The 16,614-nt window shown below is 73.7% G+C and carries 22 protein-coding genes; 12 read left to right on the top strand and 10 right to left on the bottom strand.

The window, feature by feature from the left end:
• Window positions 1-44: 44 nt before the first annotated feature.
• Both ABZ809_RS00455 and ABZ809_RS00450 read right to left on the bottom strand, forming a co-directional pair.
• Entirely contained in the window at window positions 45-236 is a 192-nt protein-coding gene (locus ABZ809_RS00455) for a DUF397 domain-containing protein (RefSeq protein WP_357560174.1), read from the bottom strand.
• A complete protein-coding gene (locus ABZ809_RS00450; protein WP_357560173.1) occupies window positions 223-1,029 on the bottom strand; it encodes a helix-turn-helix transcriptional regulator in 807 nt (268 codons plus the stop codon). Before ABZ809_RS00450 ends, ABZ809_RS00455 begins: the two co-directional genes overlap by 14 nt.
• Window positions 1,030-1,168: 139 nt before the next feature.
• Between ABZ809_RS00450 and ABZ809_RS00445 the strand changes: the two genes are divergently transcribed.
• From ABZ809_RS00445 to ABZ809_RS00430, 4 genes are all read left to right on the top strand, one after another.
• Complete coding sequence (locus ABZ809_RS00445) at window positions 1,169-1,528, top strand: hypothetical protein (protein ID WP_357560172.1); 360 nt, start codon at window positions 1,169-1,171, stop codon at window positions 1,526-1,528.
• On the top strand, window positions 1,525-1,776 hold the full coding sequence (locus tag ABZ809_RS00440; RefSeq protein ID WP_357560171.1) for a flavin reductase: 252 nt from the start codon (window positions 1,525-1,527) through the stop codon (window positions 1,774-1,776). The genes ABZ809_RS00445 and ABZ809_RS00440 overlap by 4 nt, the downstream gene beginning before the upstream one ends.
• Before the next feature lie 267 nt (window positions 1,777-2,043).
• A complete protein-coding gene (locus tag ABZ809_RS00435) occupies window positions 2,044-2,535 on the top strand; it encodes an anthrone oxygenase family protein (protein WP_357560170.1) in 492 nt (163 codons plus the stop codon).
• 54 nt (window positions 2,536-2,589) lie between these two features.
• Complete coding sequence (locus ABZ809_RS00430) at window positions 2,590-3,672, top strand: NAD-dependent epimerase/dehydratase family protein (protein WP_357560169.1); 1,083 nt, start codon at window positions 2,590-2,592, stop codon at window positions 3,670-3,672.
• Window positions 3,673-3,711: 39 nt separating this feature from the next.
• Here ABZ809_RS00430 and ABZ809_RS00425 read toward each other — a convergent pair whose 3' ends face one another.
• Both ABZ809_RS00425 and ABZ809_RS00420 read right to left on the bottom strand, forming a co-directional pair.
• The gene (locus ABZ809_RS00425) at window positions 3,712-4,911 is read right to left on the bottom strand and encodes a GNAT family N-acetyltransferase (RefSeq protein WP_357560168.1); all 1,200 of its coding nucleotides are present in this window, start codon (window positions 4,909-4,911) and stop codon (window positions 3,712-3,714) included.
• 57 nt (window positions 4,912-4,968) lie between these two features.
• Window positions 4,969-5,688, bottom strand: coding sequence for a PP2C family serine/threonine-protein phosphatase (locus tag ABZ809_RS00420; RefSeq protein ID WP_357560167.1), 720 nt, complete (start codon window positions 5,686-5,688; stop codon window positions 4,969-4,971).
• A 63-nt stretch (window positions 5,689-5,751) separates the two neighbouring features.
• On the opposite strand from ABZ809_RS00420, the gene ABZ809_RS00415 reads away from it, so the two are divergent.
• Window positions 5,752-6,789: an AAA family ATPase gene (locus ABZ809_RS00415; RefSeq protein ID WP_357560166.1), complete on the top strand. Its 1,038-nt coding sequence runs from the start codon at window positions 5,752-5,754 to the stop codon at window positions 6,787-6,789.
• 84 nt (window positions 6,790-6,873) lie between these two features.
• Here ABZ809_RS00415 and ABZ809_RS00410 read toward each other — a convergent pair whose 3' ends face one another.
• On the bottom strand, window positions 6,874-7,341 hold the full coding sequence (locus ABZ809_RS00410; protein ID WP_357560165.1) for a helix-turn-helix domain-containing protein: 468 nt from the start codon (window positions 7,339-7,341) through the stop codon (window positions 6,874-6,876).
• A gap of 147 nt (window positions 7,342-7,488) precedes the next feature.
• Between ABZ809_RS00410 and ABZ809_RS00405 the strand changes: the two genes are divergently transcribed.
• The gene (locus ABZ809_RS00405; RefSeq protein ID WP_357560164.1) at window positions 7,489-8,706 is read left to right on the top strand and encodes a benzoate/H(+) symporter BenE family transporter; all 1,218 of its coding nucleotides are present in this window, start codon (window positions 7,489-7,491) and stop codon (window positions 8,704-8,706) included.
• Here ABZ809_RS00405 and ABZ809_RS00400 read toward each other — a convergent pair.
• From ABZ809_RS00400 to ABZ809_RS00385, 4 genes are all read right to left on the bottom strand, one after another.
• Window positions 8,689-9,063, bottom strand: coding sequence for a hypothetical protein (locus ABZ809_RS00400; protein ID WP_357560163.1), 375 nt, complete (start codon window positions 9,061-9,063; stop codon window positions 8,689-8,691). The two genes, ABZ809_RS00405 and ABZ809_RS00400, sit on opposite strands and share 18 nt — an antisense overlap.
• A gap of 107 nt (window positions 9,064-9,170) precedes the next feature.
• The gene (locus tag ABZ809_RS00395) at window positions 9,171-9,419 is read right to left on the bottom strand and encodes a hypothetical protein (RefSeq protein WP_357560162.1); all 249 of its coding nucleotides are present in this window, start codon (window positions 9,417-9,419) and stop codon (window positions 9,171-9,173) included.
• An 82-nt stretch (window positions 9,420-9,501) separates the two neighbouring features.
• Window positions 9,502-9,975 (bottom strand): large conductance mechanosensitive channel protein MscL, encoded by a 474-nt coding sequence (mscL, locus tag ABZ809_RS00390; RefSeq protein WP_357560161.1) that lies wholly within the window; start codon window positions 9,973-9,975, stop codon window positions 9,502-9,504.
• 39 nt (window positions 9,976-10,014) lie between these two features.
• A complete protein-coding gene (locus tag ABZ809_RS00385; protein WP_357560160.1) occupies window positions 10,015-10,698 on the bottom strand; it encodes an FCD domain-containing protein in 684 nt (227 codons plus the stop codon).
• Between the two features lie 173 nt (window positions 10,699-10,871).
• Between ABZ809_RS00385 and ABZ809_RS00380 the strand changes: the two genes are divergently transcribed.
• Window positions 10,872-12,026, top strand: coding sequence for an MFS transporter (locus ABZ809_RS00380; protein ID WP_357560792.1), 1,155 nt, complete (start codon window positions 10,872-10,874; stop codon window positions 12,024-12,026).
• Between the two features lie 10 nt (window positions 12,027-12,036).
• Here the strand turns inward: ABZ809_RS00380 and ABZ809_RS00375 are convergent, their stop codons facing one another.
• A complete protein-coding gene (locus ABZ809_RS00375) occupies window positions 12,037-12,393 on the bottom strand; it encodes an STAS domain-containing protein (RefSeq protein ID WP_357560159.1) in 357 nt (118 codons plus the stop codon).
• Window positions 12,394-12,555: 162 nt separating this feature from the next.
• Here ABZ809_RS00375 and ABZ809_RS00370 point away from each other — a divergent pair, with 162 nt between their 5' ends.
• From ABZ809_RS00370 to ABZ809_RS00350, 5 genes are read left to right on the top strand one after another with little or no spacing between them, the layout of a single operon-like run.
• Window positions 12,556-13,407, top strand: coding sequence for an STAS domain-containing protein (locus tag ABZ809_RS00370; protein WP_357560158.1), 852 nt, complete (start codon window positions 12,556-12,558; stop codon window positions 13,405-13,407).
• On the top strand, window positions 13,407-13,820 hold the full coding sequence (locus ABZ809_RS00365; protein WP_357560157.1) for an STAS domain-containing protein: 414 nt from the start codon (window positions 13,407-13,409) through the stop codon (window positions 13,818-13,820). The genes ABZ809_RS00370 and ABZ809_RS00365 overlap by 1 nt, the downstream gene beginning before the upstream one ends.
• Complete coding sequence (locus ABZ809_RS00360; RefSeq protein ID WP_357560156.1) at window positions 13,817-14,236, top strand: ATP-binding protein; 420 nt, start codon at window positions 13,817-13,819, stop codon at window positions 14,234-14,236. Before ABZ809_RS00365 ends, ABZ809_RS00360 begins: the two co-directional genes overlap by 4 nt.
• On the top strand, window positions 14,233-15,252 hold the full coding sequence (locus ABZ809_RS00355; protein ID WP_357560155.1) for a SpoIIE family protein phosphatase: 1,020 nt from the start codon (window positions 14,233-14,235) through the stop codon (window positions 15,250-15,252). Before ABZ809_RS00360 ends, ABZ809_RS00355 begins: the two co-directional genes overlap by 4 nt.
• 32 nt (window positions 15,253-15,284) lie before the next feature.
• Window positions 15,285-16,613, top strand: coding sequence for a sensor histidine kinase (locus ABZ809_RS00350; RefSeq protein WP_357560791.1), 1,329 nt, complete (start codon window positions 15,285-15,287; stop codon window positions 16,611-16,613).
• Window position 16,614: the final 1 nt, after the last annotated feature.

The raw sequence follows: 16,614 nt of genomic DNA, 5'->3' as shown, positions 1-16,614 counted from the left end.
GGGACACCCGCCCTCCACGACGGATCCGGGGGTACGGGAGTCGGTCAGGCCCGGCCGGCGGCGCGGGCGACGAACGCGCGCCAGGCCGTGGGGGCGAAGGTGAGGGCCGGGCCGGACGGGTCCTTCGAGTCGCGGACGGCGACCACGCCGGGCAGATTGTCGGCCACCTCGACGCAGTTTCCACCGCTCGCGCCGCTGCGGGTGGACTTGCGCCACCGGGCGTTATTGAGGTCCATGATGACTCTCTACTTCCTTGAGTAGGTCGATGGACTGCCGGCGAGGCAGAGCCTCGTTCCGCACGCTTTCCCACCGGGCTTGAAGCGTAGCTACGTCATCGTCCTTGTCGATCACAACACCGGCAAGCTGGTTCTCAAGGTGTCCGACCCAGACACCCTCGCCGGAGCGGGCCAGGGCGAACGGTCCCGACAAGCCGACGTGTAGGCCGCTCCCCGCTGGGATCACATGCACATGAACGTGCGGCAGCTCGGCTCGGGCGATCAGGTGCGCGATCTGTTGTGCCATGGTCCCGCCGATGTCATTGCCCGAGCGGCGCAGCGCTGCCTCGTCCAACACCGCGACGAACTGCGGTGGCCGGTCGCCTGTCAGGATCTTCTGGCGCTCCATGCGAGCCGAGAGGCGTTGCTCCACCTCGTCGCTGGTGAGGATGTCGACGGAGCGCAGCACAGTGCGGGCGTAGTCCTCGGTCTGGAGTAGACCCGGGATCAGGTTCGGCTCGAAGTAGCGGAGTTGGGTGGCGGCGCGTTCGGCGTCGAGCCAGGGCAGGAACCAGGACGGAGCGCCGACGCTGGCGATGAGCCGTTCGAACAGCCCGCCGGTCTTCAGGGCCCGATCGGCGCCCTTGATGAAGTCCATCGTCAGCGCCCGGGTGCCGCTCTCGACGGCGCTGACGTGCGAGGCGCTGAAACCCGAGCCCCTGCCGAAGGTCTCCTGCGTCATGCCGGCGGCACCCCGGGCGCGGCGGATCTCGGCCACGACGAAGGCGGCCAGCGGACTCGGTACGTCGGCCATTCAGGGCCTCCCGATTTGAAGATCGACTACTCATGGCGCCTCCGGTCGGGCCTGGACTCGGCCAGCTCGGCCCGGACGCGCACACAGCCTTCCGAGCGTAGTCGCCTCCACAGCAGAGTGTCACCAGCGAGGGGTGTCCGTGGAGCGCTGGCCGGGGGCGCCCTCGCGGGGCCGCCCGGGCGAGCGTCCGGCGGGCGGCCCCTTCCAGGAGTGGCGGGCCGGCGGGTGGGAGCTGGACGTGGTGGTCGACAGGCCAGGTGGGGCGCGGGCGATCGTGCCGGGTGAGGTCGTCCGCGTACCGGAGGACTCCTACCGGTTCGGCATCGGGACCCTGACGATGTACGTCATCGAGGTCCTCGAAGCCGAGCCGTTCGAGGGCGCGGAGTGGGTCGAGCTGCGCGGTCGGGAGTTCGCCCCGGACGGCACGCTCCGGCCGCGCGAGCGGTACGCCTCCGTCCGCGTGGACCGGGCGACGGTGGCGCGGGGGCCGGCGCGATGACCCGGCGGCGCGACCATCTGCCGTCCCGTCCCACCTGGCGGTGTGCGGTCTGCGGGATCGCCTGGCCCTGCTCGGCGGCGAAGCTGCGTCTGCTGGGCGAGTACCGCACCGACCGGACCGCACTGCTGGTCTACCTGGCGACTCTCCAGGAGGAGGCCGCCGGCCAACTGGCCGAACTGGACGGCCCCCGCCCCCACCTCGACCTCGCCGACCGCTTCACCGCCTGGGCCCGCCCCAACGCTCCCTAACCCGCCCCGCCCCGCCCGCCCCGCCCCCCGCCCCCCGCCCCCTCTCGCCAGCGATCATGCAGTTCTGGCCCCGACAAAAGGAGCAAAGCGCACTTTTGGGGGGCCGAAACTCCATGATCGCGGAACGGAGAGGCCGAAAGTCCATGATCGCGGAACGGGGGAGGGTCGAAAGTGCATGGTCGACGGATCGGCCCGGCGTGGGGAGCGGGGAACGGGGGTGGGGCGGGGGTGGGGCGGGGGTGGTGAGATGGCGGTGGGGAGGTCATCGTGATCGAGATTGTCCGTATCGCTGCCCTGGCCGGGGCGACCCTGACCACCGGGTTGGTGGCGGGGCTGTTTTTCGCGTACACCTGCTCGGTGATGCCGGGTCTGGCCGCGACCGACGACCGGACGCTGGTCGGGACCATGCAGTCGATCAACAGGAAGATCCTCAACGGTTGGTTCCTGGGCGCCTTCATCGGGGCGCTGTTGCTGCTCGTCGTGGCCGGCGCCGCGCACCTGGGCCGGGGTGGCCCGGTCCTGTTCTGGATCGTCGCCGCGCTGGTCTGCTACCTGGTCACCTTCGGGGTCACCATGCGGCTCAACGTGCCGCTCAACGATCGACTGGAGGCCGCCGGCCCGGTGGACCGGATCACCGACCTGGCCGAGGTGCGGGGCTGGTTCGAGCGGGCCTGGGTGCGGTGGAACCTCGTCCGCACGCTCTCCTCGGTGGCCGCGTTCGCCTGCCTGATCGCCGCGCTGCTGGTCCGGGGTGGGTGAGCACCGCCGAGCCGGGGCGCGATTGACTCGCGGCTGACCGGGTACGGGGCGGGCATGCGGATCGTGGTGGTGGGGGCGACCGGCAACGCTGGTACCGCCCTGTTGCGCCGGCTGCGCCGGGAGCGCGGGGTGGAACTCGTCGGGGTGGCCCGCCGGCTGCCCGGCCCGGACTGCGGCGAGCCGTACGACCAGGTGGAGTGGCACTCCTGCGACATCGGGCTGCCCGGCGCGCCCGGCCAGCTCGCCGAGATCCTCGCCGGCGCCGACGCGGTGGTGCACCTGGCCTGGCAGATCCAGCCCAGCCACGACCAGCGGGTGCTGCGCCGGACCAACGTGGGCGGCAGCACGGCGGTGATCGAGGCGACGGTCCTCGCGGGTGTGCCGGCCCTGGTGTACGCGTCGTCGGTCGGCACCTACGCGTCCGGCCCGAAGGACCAGCCGGTCTCGGAGCGCTGGCCGGCGACCGGGGTGCCCGGCTCGTCGTACAGCGTGCACAAGGCCGAGGTGGAGGCGCTGCTCGACCGGGCCGAGCGGGAGCACCCGGGGCTGCGGGTGGTGCGGCTGCGGCCCGGCCTGAACTTCCAGCGGGCGGCGGCCACCGAGATCTCCCGCTACTTCCTCGGCCCGTTCGTGCCGACCCGGCTGCTCCGCTTCGGCCGGATCCCGCTGGTGCCGGCGAACCGGCGGCTGCGGATGCAGGCGGTGCACACCGACGACGTCGCCGACGCGTACGCCCGGGCGGTCCTCGGTGACGCGCGCGGCGCGTTCAACGTCGCGGCGGACCCGGTGCTGACCCCGGAGCTGGTGGCCCGGCACTTCCACGGCTGGACGGTGCCGGTGGCCGCCCCGGTGCTGCGCGCCGCCGCCGCGCTGACCTGGCGGGCGCGGCTGCAACCGATCGACGCCGGCTGGGTGCGGCTGGCGCTGCACGCGCCGCTGATGTCGAGCGAGCGCGCCGAGACGGAGCTGGGCTGGCGCCCGCGCCACGACGCGGTGAGCGCGTTGAAGGAACTCTTCGCCGGCATGGCCGAGGGGGCGCACACGGCCAGCCCGCCGATGTCGGCGACCGCCGAGCGCCCCGGCCGCCCCGCCGTCGCGCTCCGTGCCCGCAGCGTCGGCCACGGCAATCCCTACTGAGCCGCCGGCCGTGGTCTCAAGGCCCCCGGACGGGCGCGGTCAGAAGTCGGCGACGACGTAGGGGACCTGGCGGGGGAAGAGGCGGCGCAGCTCCGTCGCGGCGTCGGCCGGCACCTCGCCCAGCCCGCGCAGGCCCACCTCCACCGGGTCCAGCACCCCGTACGCCAGGGCGGAGACACCGGCGGCGGTCAGCGTGGCGGCCGGCGGCGAGCCTGCGGTGGCGGCGGTGCCGCCGATCAGCTCCAGCGTGCCGGTCGTGCCGTCCAGCAGGTACGACCCGGCCAGCCAGCGGTCACCGGTCAGCTCCACCCGCACCCGGCCGGGCCCGGCGGGCAGCCCCGCCAGCGCGTCGACCGAGAGCAGCCGGGCCATCGGCGCGGCGGCACTCGGCCGGGCCACCCGCGCCTCGACGTGCACGGCAAGGTCGGTGAGCCACAGCTCGGGCAGCTCGTCGGCGGCCACCTGGACGGTGATCCGCTCCACCTGGTCGACGTGCCGGCCGAAGAACTGCAACATCAGCATCCGGGCGACCGGGTCGGTGGCGAGCAGGTCGTCGGCGACGAGCGTGCCGCCGTGGTCGTCGATCCGGTAGAGGACCGCGCCGGTGACCTTGCCGCCGGAGCGGGCCGTGAGCAGCCAGTGCTCGTCCCGGTCGCGCAGCCCCACGTCCCGGTAGCTGGGGAAGATCGCGAAGCCGTGCCGCTCGTTCAGGCACCGCTCGGTGAACGCACGCCACCCCTGGTAGCCGTCGCCGATCCGCCCCCAACCCACCTCGCCGGGCAGGTCGGCGGCGAGCAGCTCGCCCAGGTCGGCCGGCGAGAACGCGACCGTACGCGGCTTCGGCAGCCCCACGTAGCCGAACCGGGCGTAGAACGACGGCCGGAACGGGTAGAGCGCGCTGAGCTGGTGTCCCTCGTCGCGCATCTCGTCGAGGAGCTGGTGCAGCAGCGTGCGTACGTGCCCCTGCCGGCGGGCCAGCGGGTGGCTGGACACCCCGGCGACGCCCGCCATCGGCAGCACCTCGCCGCGCAGGTTCTGCCGCATCGGGATGGCCGAGGCGGCGGCCAGCGTGGTGCCGCCCTCCTCGACGACAAGCGTCCGGTTGCCCTTGTTGTAGGGCAGGTAACCACGGAACTCCTCCGCCCGCGCCGCGCTGCGCGGCGACGCCTCGAAGGCGTACGCGCCGAGCGCGAAACTGGTGGTCAGTCGTTCCTCGGCGGTCACCTGGCGGACGCTCATCCGCCCATCCCATCCCGCCCCGGCGGTCCTCGCAACCGCAATCCCCGGCGATCCGGCTCAGACGGCCGTGACGTCGGAGACCACGACTGTGACGTTGTCCGGCGCGCCGGCCTGGTGGGCCAGCTTGACGAGCTGTTCGCCGCACTGCTGGCGGTCGCCGTACGTGGTGAGCGCGGCGGCGATCGCGGCGTCCTCGACATAGTCGGAGAGGCCGTCGCTGCACAGCAGCAGCCGGTCGCCGGCGACGACAGTGAGCACCCCGACCGCCGGGGGCGTGTCCGAGCCCTGCACCGCCCGGGTCACCAGCGACCGCTGCGGGTGGTGCCGCGCCTGCTCGGGCGAGAGGGCACCCTGGTCGACAAGCGCCTGGACGAAGGTGTCGTCCCGGGTGAGCTGGGTCAGCTCCCCGCCGCGCAGCAGGTAACAGCGGGAGTCGCCGACCTGGGCCAGCACCAGCGCGTCACCGGCCAGCAGGGCGGCGGTCAGCGTCGTACCCATGCCGTCGCGTGCCGGGTCGACGGTGATGGCGGCGTGGATGCGCTGGTTGGCGGTGCTCACCACGGCCCGCAGCGCGTCGGCCGCCTCGTTGGGGGTGGTCGGCGGGCTCAGCTCGTCCAGGATGCGGATGACGATCTCGCTCGCCACCTCGCCCGCGGGCAGGCCGCCCATGCCGTCCGCGACCGCGACGAGGCGGTCACCGGCGAGGGCGGAGTCCTCGTTGTTGGCGCGAACCAGGCCGATGTCGTTGAGGATGGCCGAGCGGAGGATCAGCGTCATGGGGTCAAGCTTGCCAAGAACACCCTCCCGCCGTCTCTACGCACTACTGCGTAGGGTTGGGGAATGATGCCGGTGTCGATGGTCGGACGCGCCGGTGAGCTGGCCGAGCTCGACCGGGCGTGGTCCACCGTGGTCGCCGCCCGGCGGCCCGCGCCGACCGTCGCGGTGATCACCGGTGCCGCCGGAGTGGGCAAGTCCCTGCTGGTCGCGGCCGCCCTGGACGCGTTCGCCCCCCGGCCGGCGGTGGTGCTCTCCGGCGCCGCCCGGGTGCACAGCCCCGCCCCGTACGACTGGCTCGCCGCCGTCCTCACCGGCCGGGACACGAGCCGGCTCGACCTTCCGCCGGACGCGCTGGCCTGGCTCGCCCAGCAGCCGACCGCGCCGCGCGAGCGCTACGCGCCGGGCACCCTGCTCCGGCTCGCGGTGCGCGTCGTCCGGCTGCTGGTCGGCTCCGGCCCGGCCGTGCTGGTGGTGGAGGACCTGCACGCCCTCGATCCGGCCAGCCTCAACCTGGTCGGCGAGCTGGCCACGGCCACCGACCTGCCGGCGTTGCTGGTGGTGGCCAGCCGGCCCGCCGAGGACGCGGTCGCACCGGACCTCGCGGTCCGCGCCCTGGCCCGGTTCTGTGGCGTCCGGGGCGCCGTCCGCCAACATCTCGGACCGTTGGTCCCGGCCGAGGTGGCCGAGGTGCTGACCCAGGTGTACGCGGACCCGCGCCCGTCCGGCCGGCTGGTGCGCGCCGTCTGGCGACGCACCGGCGGCAACCCGTACGCGCTGACCGAGCTGCTCGCCGCGCACGCCGGCCGGGGCCCGGAGGCGCTGCTCCGGCCGGCACCGGCTCCGCACCCGCCGGTGGTGGCGCCGCGTCGCCCGGCCGACCCGGTCGACGCCGAGCTGACCGGGCGGGAGATCGAGGTGCTGGACTGCCTGGTCGCCGGGATGTCCAACAAGCAGGCGGCGCGGGCGCTGGGCATCTCGGTGCGTACGGTCACCGTGCACGTGTCCAACCTGCTGCGCAAGACCGGGTCGGCGTCGCGTACCGAGGCGGCGATCTGGGCTGTGCAGCGGCGGCTGCCGGTGTCGACGCCTGTCGACGGCTGAGCACCCGCCCGCCCGGTTGAGGTGTAAGGAAGGGCCCCTTGCTAACGCTATGCGTTAGCAAGGGGCCCTTCCTTACACCTGGCGTCACCGCCGGGGGTAGCGGAGCAGGAGGCTGGCGGCGACCTGCTCGTCGCCGACGGCGGCGTACACGTGCGGCACGTCGGAGGTCCAGCGCAGGTGCCCGCCGGCGGCCGCGGTCAGCGGCGCGTCGGCCGGGCCGGCCCGCAGCACGCCCGCGAAGACGGTGACGTGCTCGGTGACGCCCCGCTGGTGCGCGGGGGAGAGCTGCTCCGGGCCGGGCGCGACAAGCATCCGGTACAGCTCGTAGGTGGCGTCGGCGTCCTCGAAGACCTCCAGCAGCGTGGCGCTCACCGCCGCGCCGCGGACGGTCGGGCCGGCGGCCGGGCCGGAGAGCACGGCCGTCAGCGGTACGCCGAGCTGCGCGGTGATCGCGTAGAGCGTCTCCAGGGTCGGGTTGCGGGTGCCGTTCTCCAGCCCGGAGAGGGTCGCCTTTCCCACCCCGGCCAGCCGGGCCAGGGTGGACAGCGACATCCCCCGTTCCTCGCGCAGGGCGCGGACCCGGCGGCCGACGGCCCCGGCACCCGGGTCGGGGGCCGAACGGTGGACTGGTGACGTCTGCGGCACCCCGCTATGGTGCTACAGGTTTGTGTTCCGTAAACGGAACGATCGGGGGCGGGGATGGCAGGACTGTCGCAACCGGTGCTGGCGGGCGTGGTGACCGCGCTGGTGGGATTCGCCAGCTCGTTCACTGTGGTGCTGGCCGGCCTGCGGGCCGTCGGCGCCTCCGACGCGCAGGCCGCCTCCGGGCTGCTCGCGGTGTGCCTGGCCTCCGGGGTCTCCGCCGTCTGGCTTGGCCTGCGGCACCGGATCCCGATGAGCGTCGCCTGGTCCACCCCGGGGGCGGCGCTGCTCGCCGCCACCGGCACCGTTCCCGGCGGGTGGCCCGTCGCCGTCGGCGCGTTCCTCGTCTCGGGTGTGCTGATCGTGGCCGCCGGGCTGTTCCCGGCGCTCGGGCGGGCCGTCGCGGCGATTCCCCGGCCGATCGCGGGCGCGATGCTCGCCGGGGTCCTGCTGCCGCTCTGCACCGCGCCCGTCCGCGCCCTGGTCGAGGTGCCCCGGCTGGCCGTTCCCGTGGTGCTGGCCTGGCTGCTGCTGCACCGGTTCGCCCGGCGGTGGGCGGTGCCGGGCGCGCTGGCCGTCGCGGTGGCGGCGATCGCGTCGACCACCCCGGTCACCGGCCTCGGCGGAGCGCGGCTGCTGCCCACGGTCGAGCTGACCACCCCGGCCTGGAGCGTCTCCGCCATCGTCGGCCTGGCCCTGCCGCTCTTCCTGGTCACCATGGCCGCGCAGAACGTGCCCGGGACGGCGGTGCTGGTCGGCTACGGCTACCGGCCGCCGCTCGGCGCCGCGCTGCGGGCCACGGGGCTGACCAGCATGGCCGCCGCTCCCGCCGGGGGCCACGCGGTCAACCTCGCCGCGATCACCGCCGCGCTGGCCGCCGGCCCGGACGCCCACCCGGATCCGGACCGCCGGTGGATCGCCTCGGTCACCGCCGGGATCGGGCTGGCCCTGCTGGGGCTGGGCGCCGGGGCGGCCACAGCGCTGGTCGCCCTCGCCCCGCCGGTGCTGATCGAGGCGGTGGCCGGTTTGGCCCTGCTGGGCGCGCTGGCCACCGCGCTCACCTCGGCGCTGGCGGAGCCGGCCGCCCGGGAGGCCGCGGTGGTCACCTTCGTGGTGACCGCCTCCGGGGTGACCCTGGCCGGCGTGGGCGGCGCGTTCTGGGGCCTGGTCGCCGGAGCGCTGATGCTCCTGCTCTTCCGCGACCGCTCCGCCGGGCCCGCGCCCGAGCCCGCGCCGGCTCCGACCGAGCGGCAGGGCTCACTCCTCCGGCGCTAGGTTCCCGGCGGGGACGTCGAGGCGTACCCGGCCGTCGGCGACGGTGGCGATCTGTTCGGCGAGCACGTAGACCGCGCCCGTGCGGACCAGGTCGGTGGTGACCTTCAGGTAGCCGCTGTGCAGCAGGCGGGCGGCCAGGTCGGCCGGCACGTCCGGCTCCTCGACCGCCGTCGACTCGATCAGCTCGTCCAGGCTGCTGCCCGGGTCGGCGGTCGTCGCCTGCACGGTCACCGCGTTGGGGTCGCCCCGCTGGACGAGGTCGACGGTGCCCACCTCGGTGCCGTCGACGTCGATCACCCGCATGCCCGTGGTGACCCGGGAAACTGTCGCCTGCCGCTCGGTGCCCTGCTGCTCCATCCCGGGGCGGTTCCCGGCCCCTGCTCCGGCTAAACCATCGTCGAGATCATGGACAGTTGTCGCTCGGGCCGAACGGCAACTGTCCAAGATCTCGTGCTGGCGGTGAGTCACGGCTCCGGGGACCAGGCGGTCGGGGGGCGGGGGGAGAGTTCGCGCCACGTGTCGGTGCCGTGGAGCAGCGCCCGGACGGTCTCCTCGGCGTCCTCGGCGGTGTCGTACTCGTAGAACCGGGAGACGCCCTCGGAGCCGCCGGCACGCTGCTCGACGTGCCACCGGTCGGCGTCCACCCGGAGGAAGACGTCCCGCCGGGCCAGTCGGCCCCATTTCCCGTTCCACCAGTGCTTTCGCTGCTCCATGGCGGGGACTCTATCGAACATGCGTACGAAAAAAGCGGGCCCCTGCGGGATTCCCGCAGGGGCCGATGTGCGTGTGCCGGGTTCAGCGCCCAGTGGGCGGTTCCTCCCGGCGCCGGAGCACGTCGTCGAGCGCGCTCCGCTGCTGCCCGGGGGCGGTGTGGCCGGCGGCCACCAGGGCGTCCCGGATCTCGGTGAGCAGCCGGACCTCCTCGCTCGGCGCCTTCGGCGGCGGCTCCTCGCCCCGCTTGCGCCGCTCGGCCAGCTTGTTCATCGGGAACACCACGAGGAAGTAGAGCGCCGCCGCGGTGAGCAGGAAGGTGATCAACGCGTTGACGAACGCCACCCAGTCGAACGGGATGTTCCGGAAGGTCGGCGTCGAGCCGGCGAGGCCGTTCTCGCTGCCGGTGAGCAGGGCGATGAGCACCCGGACGAACGGTTCCAGGAACGACTTGGTGAGCTGGGTGACCACGCCCGTGAACGCGGCGCCGATGACGACACCGACCGCCAGGTCGACGACGTTCCCGCGCATGATGAAGTCTTTGAAGCCCTTGAGCATCCGTACTCCCGAGGTGTCCGGTCTTCCGTCCGGCACAACCTATGCCCCGGGCGAGGGCTCCAGAAAAGCGCCGGCCTCGATCGCCGCCCGGCCCGGGTCGCCGGCCCGGATCGCCTCGACCAGCCGGGAGTGGTCGACGTAGCGCTCCGGCTCCAGCGCGTCACCCATCGACTGGGTGATCGTGCTGCGCAGCGCCGCCCCGACCGAGGCGTACAGCTCGGCGAGCATGCCGTTGTGCGCCGCCGCGACCACGGCGGTGTGCAGCGCGGCGTCGGCCTCCACGAACTCGTCGACCCGGCCGCCGCGCCAGGCCGCCTCGCGGGCGGCGAGCGCGTCGTCCAGGGCCGCCAGGTCCTCGGTCGTACGCCTCAGCGCGGCGAGCCGGGCGGCCTCGACCTCGAAGGCGCGGCGCACCTCGACCACCTCGGCCATCCGGTCGTCGGTGAGCCGGCGGGCCACCACCGGGGCCAGCTCGTCGGTCGAGACGACGTACGTGCCGGAGCCCTGCCGGCACTCCAGCACCCCGGCGTGCACCAGCGCCCGGACCGCCTCGCGGACCGTGTTGCGCCCCACGCCGAGCGCCGCGACGAGCTGCGGCTCGGTGGGGATCCGCCCGCCCACCGGCCACTCGCCGCCGAGGATCCGCTCCCTGAGCTGCGCGATGGTCTGCCGCACCCGGTGCCCCCGGGGCGGCGCGGTGGCGGAATCAACCGGCGGTGGCACTGGTTACATCACCTGCCCGAAATTCATCCCATGATTGTAGGTTCGGACTCATGACCCCGCCACCCATCGCCGCCCCGGCCGCCCCCGTCGACTCCGGCGCCGTGGCGGGTGCGGACGTGCGGTCCCCCCGCGCCGCCAACCCGGTCACCGGCGGCCTGCTCGTGCTCGTCGGCATGCTGCTCGTGGCGCTGAACCTGCGGGCCGCGATCACCAGCCTGGGTGCCCTGCTCGACGAGGTGCGCGGCGGCCTCGCGCTCTCCGGCGCGCTCGCCGGGTTCGTCACCACCCTGCCCGCGCTGGCCTTCGCCGCCTTCGGGGCGCTCACCCCCCGGCTGGTCCGCCGGCACTCCCCGGCCCGCGTGCTGGTGGTGGCGATGCTGATCCTCGCCGCCGGGCAGCTCGTCCGCGTCGCCACGGGTTCCCCGCTGGTCTTCATCGCCGGCAGCGCCCTCGCGCTGGCCGGGATCGCGGTGGCGAACGTCCTGCTCCCGCTGCTGGTCAAGCAGTACTTCCCGCACCGCGTGGGGCTGGTCACCGGGGCGTACTCGATGACGTTGACCGTGGGCTCGACGGTGGCCGCCGCGGCGGCGGTGCCGGTGGCCCACCTGTTCGGCTCCTGGCGGGCCGGGCTCGCCGTCTGGGCCGGGCTGGCCCTGGTGGCCGTACTCCCGTGGGTGCCGCTGGCGCTGCGGGCGCGCGCGGCCCGGCGGGCGGAAACCCGGGCGGTGGCGGCGGCCCGCCCGAGCCGGATCCGGCCGGGACGGACCCGGCTCGGCTGGGCGATGGCGGTGTACTTCGGCACGCAGTCGCTGGGCGCCTACGCGATCATGGGCTGGCTGGCCCAGCTCTTCCGCGATGCCGGCTACCGGCCGCAGGACGCCGGCCTGCTGCTCGCCGGGGTGACCGCGCTGGGCGTGCCGATCGCGCTGCTGATGCCGACCCTGGCCGGCCGGCTGCGCTCGCTGCGCCCGTTGGTGCTGACACTCTCCGCCGCGATGGTGGTGGCCTACGCCGGGCTGGCCGCCGCGCCGCACGCCGGGGCGCTGGTCTGGATGGTGCTGCTCGCGATCGGGCAGAGCGCCTTCCCGCTGGTGTTGGCCACCATCGGGCTGCGCGCCCGGACCACGGAGGGGACGGTGGCGCTGTCCGCGTTCAGCCAGAGCGTCGGCTACCTCATCGCGGCCCTGGGGCCGTTGCTGGTGGGCGTCCTCTACGAGACGACCGGCGGGTGGACCGCCCCGATCGGGTTCCTGCTGGTGGCGCTCGCCGTGCAGACCGGGGCGGGCATGGTGATCGCCCGTCCCCGGCACATCGAGGACGAGGCGTGACGCGGGACCGTCAGGAGGAGGCCGGTGTCGGTTCGCCGGCCACGGCCTGCTCGACCGTCGGGTAGGTGTGCAGCACCTCGACGAGGCCGCTCACCTCGAGGATGCGGAGCACGCCCCGCTGGGGGGCGGCCAGCCGCACCACGCCGCCGGCCTCGTCGCAGCTGTTCTTGGCACGGACGAACACCGACAGGCCCGTGGAGTCGCAGAACGAGACGTTCGCCAGGTCGAAGACCAGCCGGCTGCGGCCCTTGTCGAGCAGATCGGTGATCTGGTCCTGCAACTGCGGCGCGGTCGCCATGTCCAGCTCGCCCGCGACCGATACGACCACCACGTCGCCACGTTGTTCCGTGTGCACCGTCAAGGACATTCGCCAGACCTCCTGTTATCGGGGAAACGGTATCCCACGATCGGGGGGGTACGCAGAACAGGATCGGGTGTCCCGTGATACCCGGCATTCGTTTGCCGTGCGGCAACTAGTGCGCGGACCTCCGGTGATAGAGTCCGCCGTCCAGGTCGAGAGGGGTTTGCCATGGCGCTGAGCGCCGACGAGAGCACCCGGTTGGCGAATCTGCTGACGGGTCACGCCAAACAGATCACGCAGCGCTGGACGGAGATCGTCGCCACGTCCCTGCGCGGGCGACTCAGCCAGGCGGAGCTGCGCCGGCAGGTGCAGGAGCTGCACGGCAGCATTGTCGCGGCCAGCGAGGGTGCCGTCGACCTCGACTCCGAGCAGGCCACGGAGCTGCGCGCGGTGCTCTCGGAGCTGTCCCGGGGCCGCGCCCGCCAGGGCTTCTCCGCCTCCGAGACCGCGATCAGCGTGTTCGCGCTCAAGCAGGCGTTGCTGGAGCTGCTCGAGGTCGAGGGCGGCCCCGACGCGCTCCGCGACTACGTCGCCTTCTCCGGGCTGATCGACCAGATGGGCCTGTTCACCTTCGAGGCCTACGTACGCACCCGGGAGAGCCTCATCGCCGACCAGGCGGAGCAGCTGCTGGAGCTGTCCACTCCCGTGGTGAAGCTCTGGGAGGGCGTGGTCGCCGTGCCGCTGGTCGGCACCCTCGACTCGGCCCGGGCCCAGGTGGTGATGGAGCGGCTGCTCCAGACCCTGGTCGACACCGGCTCGCCGTACGCGATCATCGACATCACCGGTGTACCGGCGGTGGACACCCAGGTTGCCCAGCACATCCTCAAGACCGTGGTGGCCGCCCGGCTGATGGGCGCCGACTGCATCATCTCCGGCATCCGGCCGCAGATCGCGCAGACCATCGTGGCCCTGGGCATCGAGTTCGGCGACATCGCCACCAAGGCCAGCCTCGCCGACGCGCTGCGGCACGTCCTCCGACTCACCGGGGCCGAGACCCGCCGCCAGCGCCGGGAGGCGTGATGGAGCGGGTGCCGATTCTCAAGATCGGCGACATCCTGCTGGTCTCCATCCAGGTCGACATGTCCGACCAGACGGCGGTCCAGCTCCAGGAGGACCTCGCGGAGCGGATCGTCGCCACCGGCTGCCACGGCGTGATCATCGACATCACCGCCCTGGACATCGTCGACTCCTTCGTCGGGCGGATGCTGTCGACCATCGCCTCGATCTCCAAGGTGCTCGACGCGGAGACGGTCGTGGTCGGGATGCGGCCCGCCGTCGCCATCACCCTGGTGGAGCTGGGCCTGTCGCTCAACGGCATCCGGACCGCGCTCAACGTCGAGCGGGGCATGGAGCTGATCGCGGTGGCCCACGTCGACGAGGACGAGTTCGTGCTGGACGACGAACCGGACGCCGAGACGACGGCGTCGTCGTGACGGCGGGCGTCGACCTGGGCCAACCGCAGGCGCAGGCGATCCGCAGTGACGAGGACGTCGTACGAGTCCGGCAGTTGGTGCGTACGGTGGCCGTGGCGGTCAAGCTCTCGCTGGTCGACCAGACCAAGCTGGTCACCGCGGCGAGCGAGCTGGCCCGCAACACGCTGGTCTACGGCGGCGGCGGCTCGGTCGAGGTGGCAACGGTGGACAACGGCCGGCGACGGGGCGTGCGGATCGTCTTCGCCGACTCCGGTCCGGGCATCGCCGACCTCGACCTGGCGCTGACCGACGGCTACACCACCGGTGGCGGGCTCGGCCTCGGGCTGAGCGGGGCACGCCGACTGGTCGACGAGTTCGACATCCAGACCGCCGTCGGAGAGGGCACCCGGATCACGGTCACCAAGTGGTCCCGATGAACGACGACGTGGTCTCCGACCGCGGGGTCTGGTTCCGGGTCGAGAGCGGCAGCGCGGCCAGCGCGGTGCGGCGGGCCGCCGGGCGGCTCGGCGTCCAGCTCGACCTGGGTGACGCCCGCACCGCCGACCTGGCCATCGTCGCCGCCGAGCTGACCAGCAACCTGGTCAAGCACGCCGAGGACGGCATCCTGCTGCTGCGGCCGGTGCGGTGCGACGGGGAGGCCGGCGTGGAGCTGGTCGCCGTGGACGCCGGGCCGGGGATGGTCGACCTGGCCGTCTCCTCGCAGGACGGGCACTCCACCACCGGCACGCTCGGCATCGGCCTCGGCGCGATCGTCCGACAGGCGACCTGGTTCGACGGCTACTCCCGGCCGGACCGCGGCACGGTCCTCGCCGTCCAGATCTGGCCGGACCGCCGGGGCGCGGACGAACGGCCCTGGGTCGGCGCGCTCACCCGGCCGCTGGCGGGGGAGTCGGTCAGCGGCGACGGGTACGCGTGGCGGATCGTCGAGGGCCGGCGGCAGGTGCTGGCCTGCGACGGCCTGGGGCACGGGCCGCTCGCCGCCGCCGCCACCGACGCCGCGCTCGACGCGTTCCGCAGGGCGCCGGCGGGGCCGCCGGCGGCAGTGGTCCAGCACCTGCACCGCTCGATGTCGCACACCCGGGGCGCGGCACTGGCCGTGGCCGAGCCGGACCCGTCGGCCGGGGTGCTGCGCTACTCCGGGCTGGGCAACATCTCCGCCGCCGTGATCGGCGCGGACGGCAAGCGGCGGGGCCTGGTCTCGCTGCCCGGCATCGCGGGGCACCAGCGACCTGCGGTCCGCGAGTACGACTACCCCTTCGACGCCGGCGCTCTGCTGGTGATGCACAGTGACGGGGTGGTCGATCGCTGGAAGCTCGCCGACTACCCGGGTCTCGCCGACCGGTCGCCCCTGGTGGTGGCCGCGACGCTGCTGCGGGACGCCGGCATCCGTCGCGACGACGCCTGCGTCGTGGCCGCCCGGGCGTGGTCGTGACCAGGCCCGCCGATCCGACGCCGCTGCTGCGGATGGCGCTGCGGGTCGAAAACGACATTTTCCTGGTCCGGCAGCGGGGCCGCGAGGTCGCCGCCGCGGTGGGCCTGGAGCACCAGGACCAGGTACGCATGGCCACGGCCCTCAGCGAGGTGGCCCGGGATCTGCTGCGCGCGGCCGGCGGGGCGGACGTGACGTTCGCCGTCGTCGATGATCCCGCCGGCAACAGGCGCCACCTGCAGGTGGACCTCGTCCCGGCGCGCCCGCTGCCGGACGGGCGGTACGAGCCGCAGTCGGGCGCGGTGGCACGGTTGGTGGACAAGTTGGGCGTTGTGGCCGGGGAGGGGGATACGGTCGTAAGGATGTCCCGTCGTGTCCCGGTCGCCGCAGCGGCGCTGACCCCCGAGCGTCTCGCCGAGCTACGCACCGAGCTCGGCGGGAAGGCCCCGGGCAGCGCCCTGGACGAGTTGGCCGCCCAGAACACCCAACTGATCGCCGCCCTCGACGAGGTACGCAGCCAGCGTGACGAGCTGGCCGTGCTGAACGACGAACTGGCCGAGACCAACCGGGGCGTGATGGCGCTCTACAACCAGCTCACCGAGGAACTGGAGGCGACCAACCTCGGCGTGGTGGCCCTCTACGCCGAGCTGGACGAGAAGTCCGCCCAGCTCCGCGCGGCGAGCGAGTCGAAGAGCCGGTTCCTGGCGAACGTCAGCCACGAGCTGCGGGCGCCGGTCACCGCGATCATCGGGCTCGGCCGGCTGCTGGGCGACTCCGCCTCCGACCCGCTCACCGCCGAGCAGTCCCGGCAGGTCGGGCTCATCCGTTCCTCGGCGAGCGACCTGCTCACGCTGGTAAACGAGCTGCTCGACCTGGCGAAGGCCGAGTCGGGCCGGATCGAGCCGGAGTGGACCGAGGTCGACCTGCGGCCGGTCTTCGGTCAGTTGCGCGGCACGCTGCGGGCCCTGGCCACCCGGCCCGAGGTGGAGCTGGTGGTGGAGGAGCCGCCGGCCCCGGCGACGTTGCGCAGCGACGAGGTGCTGCTCGCCCAGGTGCTGCGCAACCTGCTGCACAACGGGCTCAAGTTCACCGAGCGTGGGGAGGTGCGGCTGCGGGCGGAACGGCGGGGCGACCACTGGTTGCTGTCGGTCTCCGACACCGGCGCGGGCATCCCTCCGGAGCTGCACGAGCGGATCTTCGAGGAGTTCTACCAGGTGCCGGGCCCGACGCGGGTCGGCGGCACCGGCCTCGGCCTGCCGTACGCGCGACGGCTGGTGACCCTGCTCGGCGGCAGCCTGGTGGTGTCCAGCGAGCCCGGCCGCGGCAGCACGTTCACGGTCACCCTGCCGGTGGGTGGTGCGTGAC

The organism is Micromonospora sp. NPDC047074, assembly GCF_040643815.1.
Taxonomy (GTDB): domain Bacteria; phylum Actinomycetota; class Actinomycetes; order Mycobacteriales; family Micromonosporaceae; genus Micromonospora.
This window is presented reverse-complemented; position numbering and strand designations above follow the sequence as displayed.

Excerpts from the sequence above, each read along its gene's own strand:
- ABZ809_RS00380 (WP_357560792.1), top strand. The coding sequence starts at position 10,872 with ATGCTGCTCGTGGCGCTGAACCTGCGGGCCGCGATCACCAGCCTGGGT.
- ABZ809_RS00425 (WP_357560168.1), bottom strand. The coding sequence starts at position 4,911 with ATGAGCGTCCGCCAGGTGACCGCCGAGGAACGACTGACCACCAGTTTC.
- ABZ809_RS00370 (WP_357560158.1), top strand. The coding sequence starts at position 12,556 with ATGGCGCTGAGCGCCGACGAGAGCACCCGGTTGGCGAATCTGCTGACG.
- ABZ809_RS00440 (WP_357560171.1), top strand. The coding sequence starts at position 1,525 with ATGACCCGGCGGCGCGACCATCTGCCGTCCCGTCCCACCTGGCGGTGT.
- ABZ809_RS00400 (WP_357560163.1), bottom strand. The coding sequence starts at position 9,063 with ATGGAGCAGCAGGGCACCGAGCGGCAGGCGACAGTTTCCCGGGTCACC.
- ABZ809_RS00415 (WP_357560166.1), top strand. The coding sequence starts at position 5,752 with ATGATGCCGGTGTCGATGGTCGGACGCGCCGGTGAGCTGGCCGAGCTC.
- ABZ809_RS00410 (WP_357560165.1), bottom strand. The coding sequence starts at position 7,341 with ATGTCGCTGTCCACCCTGGCCCGGCTGGCCGGGGTGGGAAAGGCGACC.
- ABZ809_RS00430 (WP_357560169.1), top strand. The coding sequence starts at position 2,590 with ATGCGGATCGTGGTGGTGGGGGCGACCGGCAACGCTGGTACCGCCCTG.
- ABZ809_RS00365 (WP_357560157.1), top strand. The coding sequence starts at position 13,407 with ATGGAGCGGGTGCCGATTCTCAAGATCGGCGACATCCTGCTGGTCTCC.
- ABZ809_RS00375 (WP_357560159.1), bottom strand. The coding sequence starts at position 12,393 with ATGTCCTTGACGGTGCACACGGAACAACGTGGCGACGTGGTGGTCGTA.
- ABZ809_RS00395 (WP_357560162.1), bottom strand. The coding sequence starts at position 9,419 with ATGGAGCAGCGAAAGCACTGGTGGAACGGGAAATGGGGCCGACTGGCC.
- ABZ809_RS00355 (WP_357560155.1), top strand. The coding sequence starts at position 14,233 with ATGAACGACGACGTGGTCTCCGACCGCGGGGTCTGGTTCCGGGTCGAG.
- ABZ809_RS00405 (WP_357560164.1), top strand. The coding sequence starts at position 7,489 with ATGGCAGGACTGTCGCAACCGGTGCTGGCGGGCGTGGTGACCGCGCTG.
- ABZ809_RS00455 (WP_357560174.1), bottom strand. The coding sequence starts at position 236 with ATGGACCTCAATAACGCCCGGTGGCGCAAGTCCACCCGCAGCGGCGCG.
- ABZ809_RS00350 (WP_357560791.1), top strand. The coding sequence starts at position 15,285 with ATGGCGCTGCGGGTCGAAAACGACATTTTCCTGGTCCGGCAGCGGGGC.
- mscL (WP_357560161.1), bottom strand. The coding sequence starts at position 9,975 with ATGCTCAAGGGCTTCAAAGACTTCATCATGCGCGGGAACGTCGTCGAC.
- ABZ809_RS00450 (WP_357560173.1), bottom strand. The coding sequence starts at position 1,029 with ATGGCCGACGTACCGAGTCCGCTGGCCGCCTTCGTCGTGGCCGAGATC.
- ABZ809_RS00420 (WP_357560167.1), bottom strand. The coding sequence starts at position 5,688 with ATGACGCTGATCCTCCGCTCGGCCATCCTCAACGACATCGGCCTGGTT.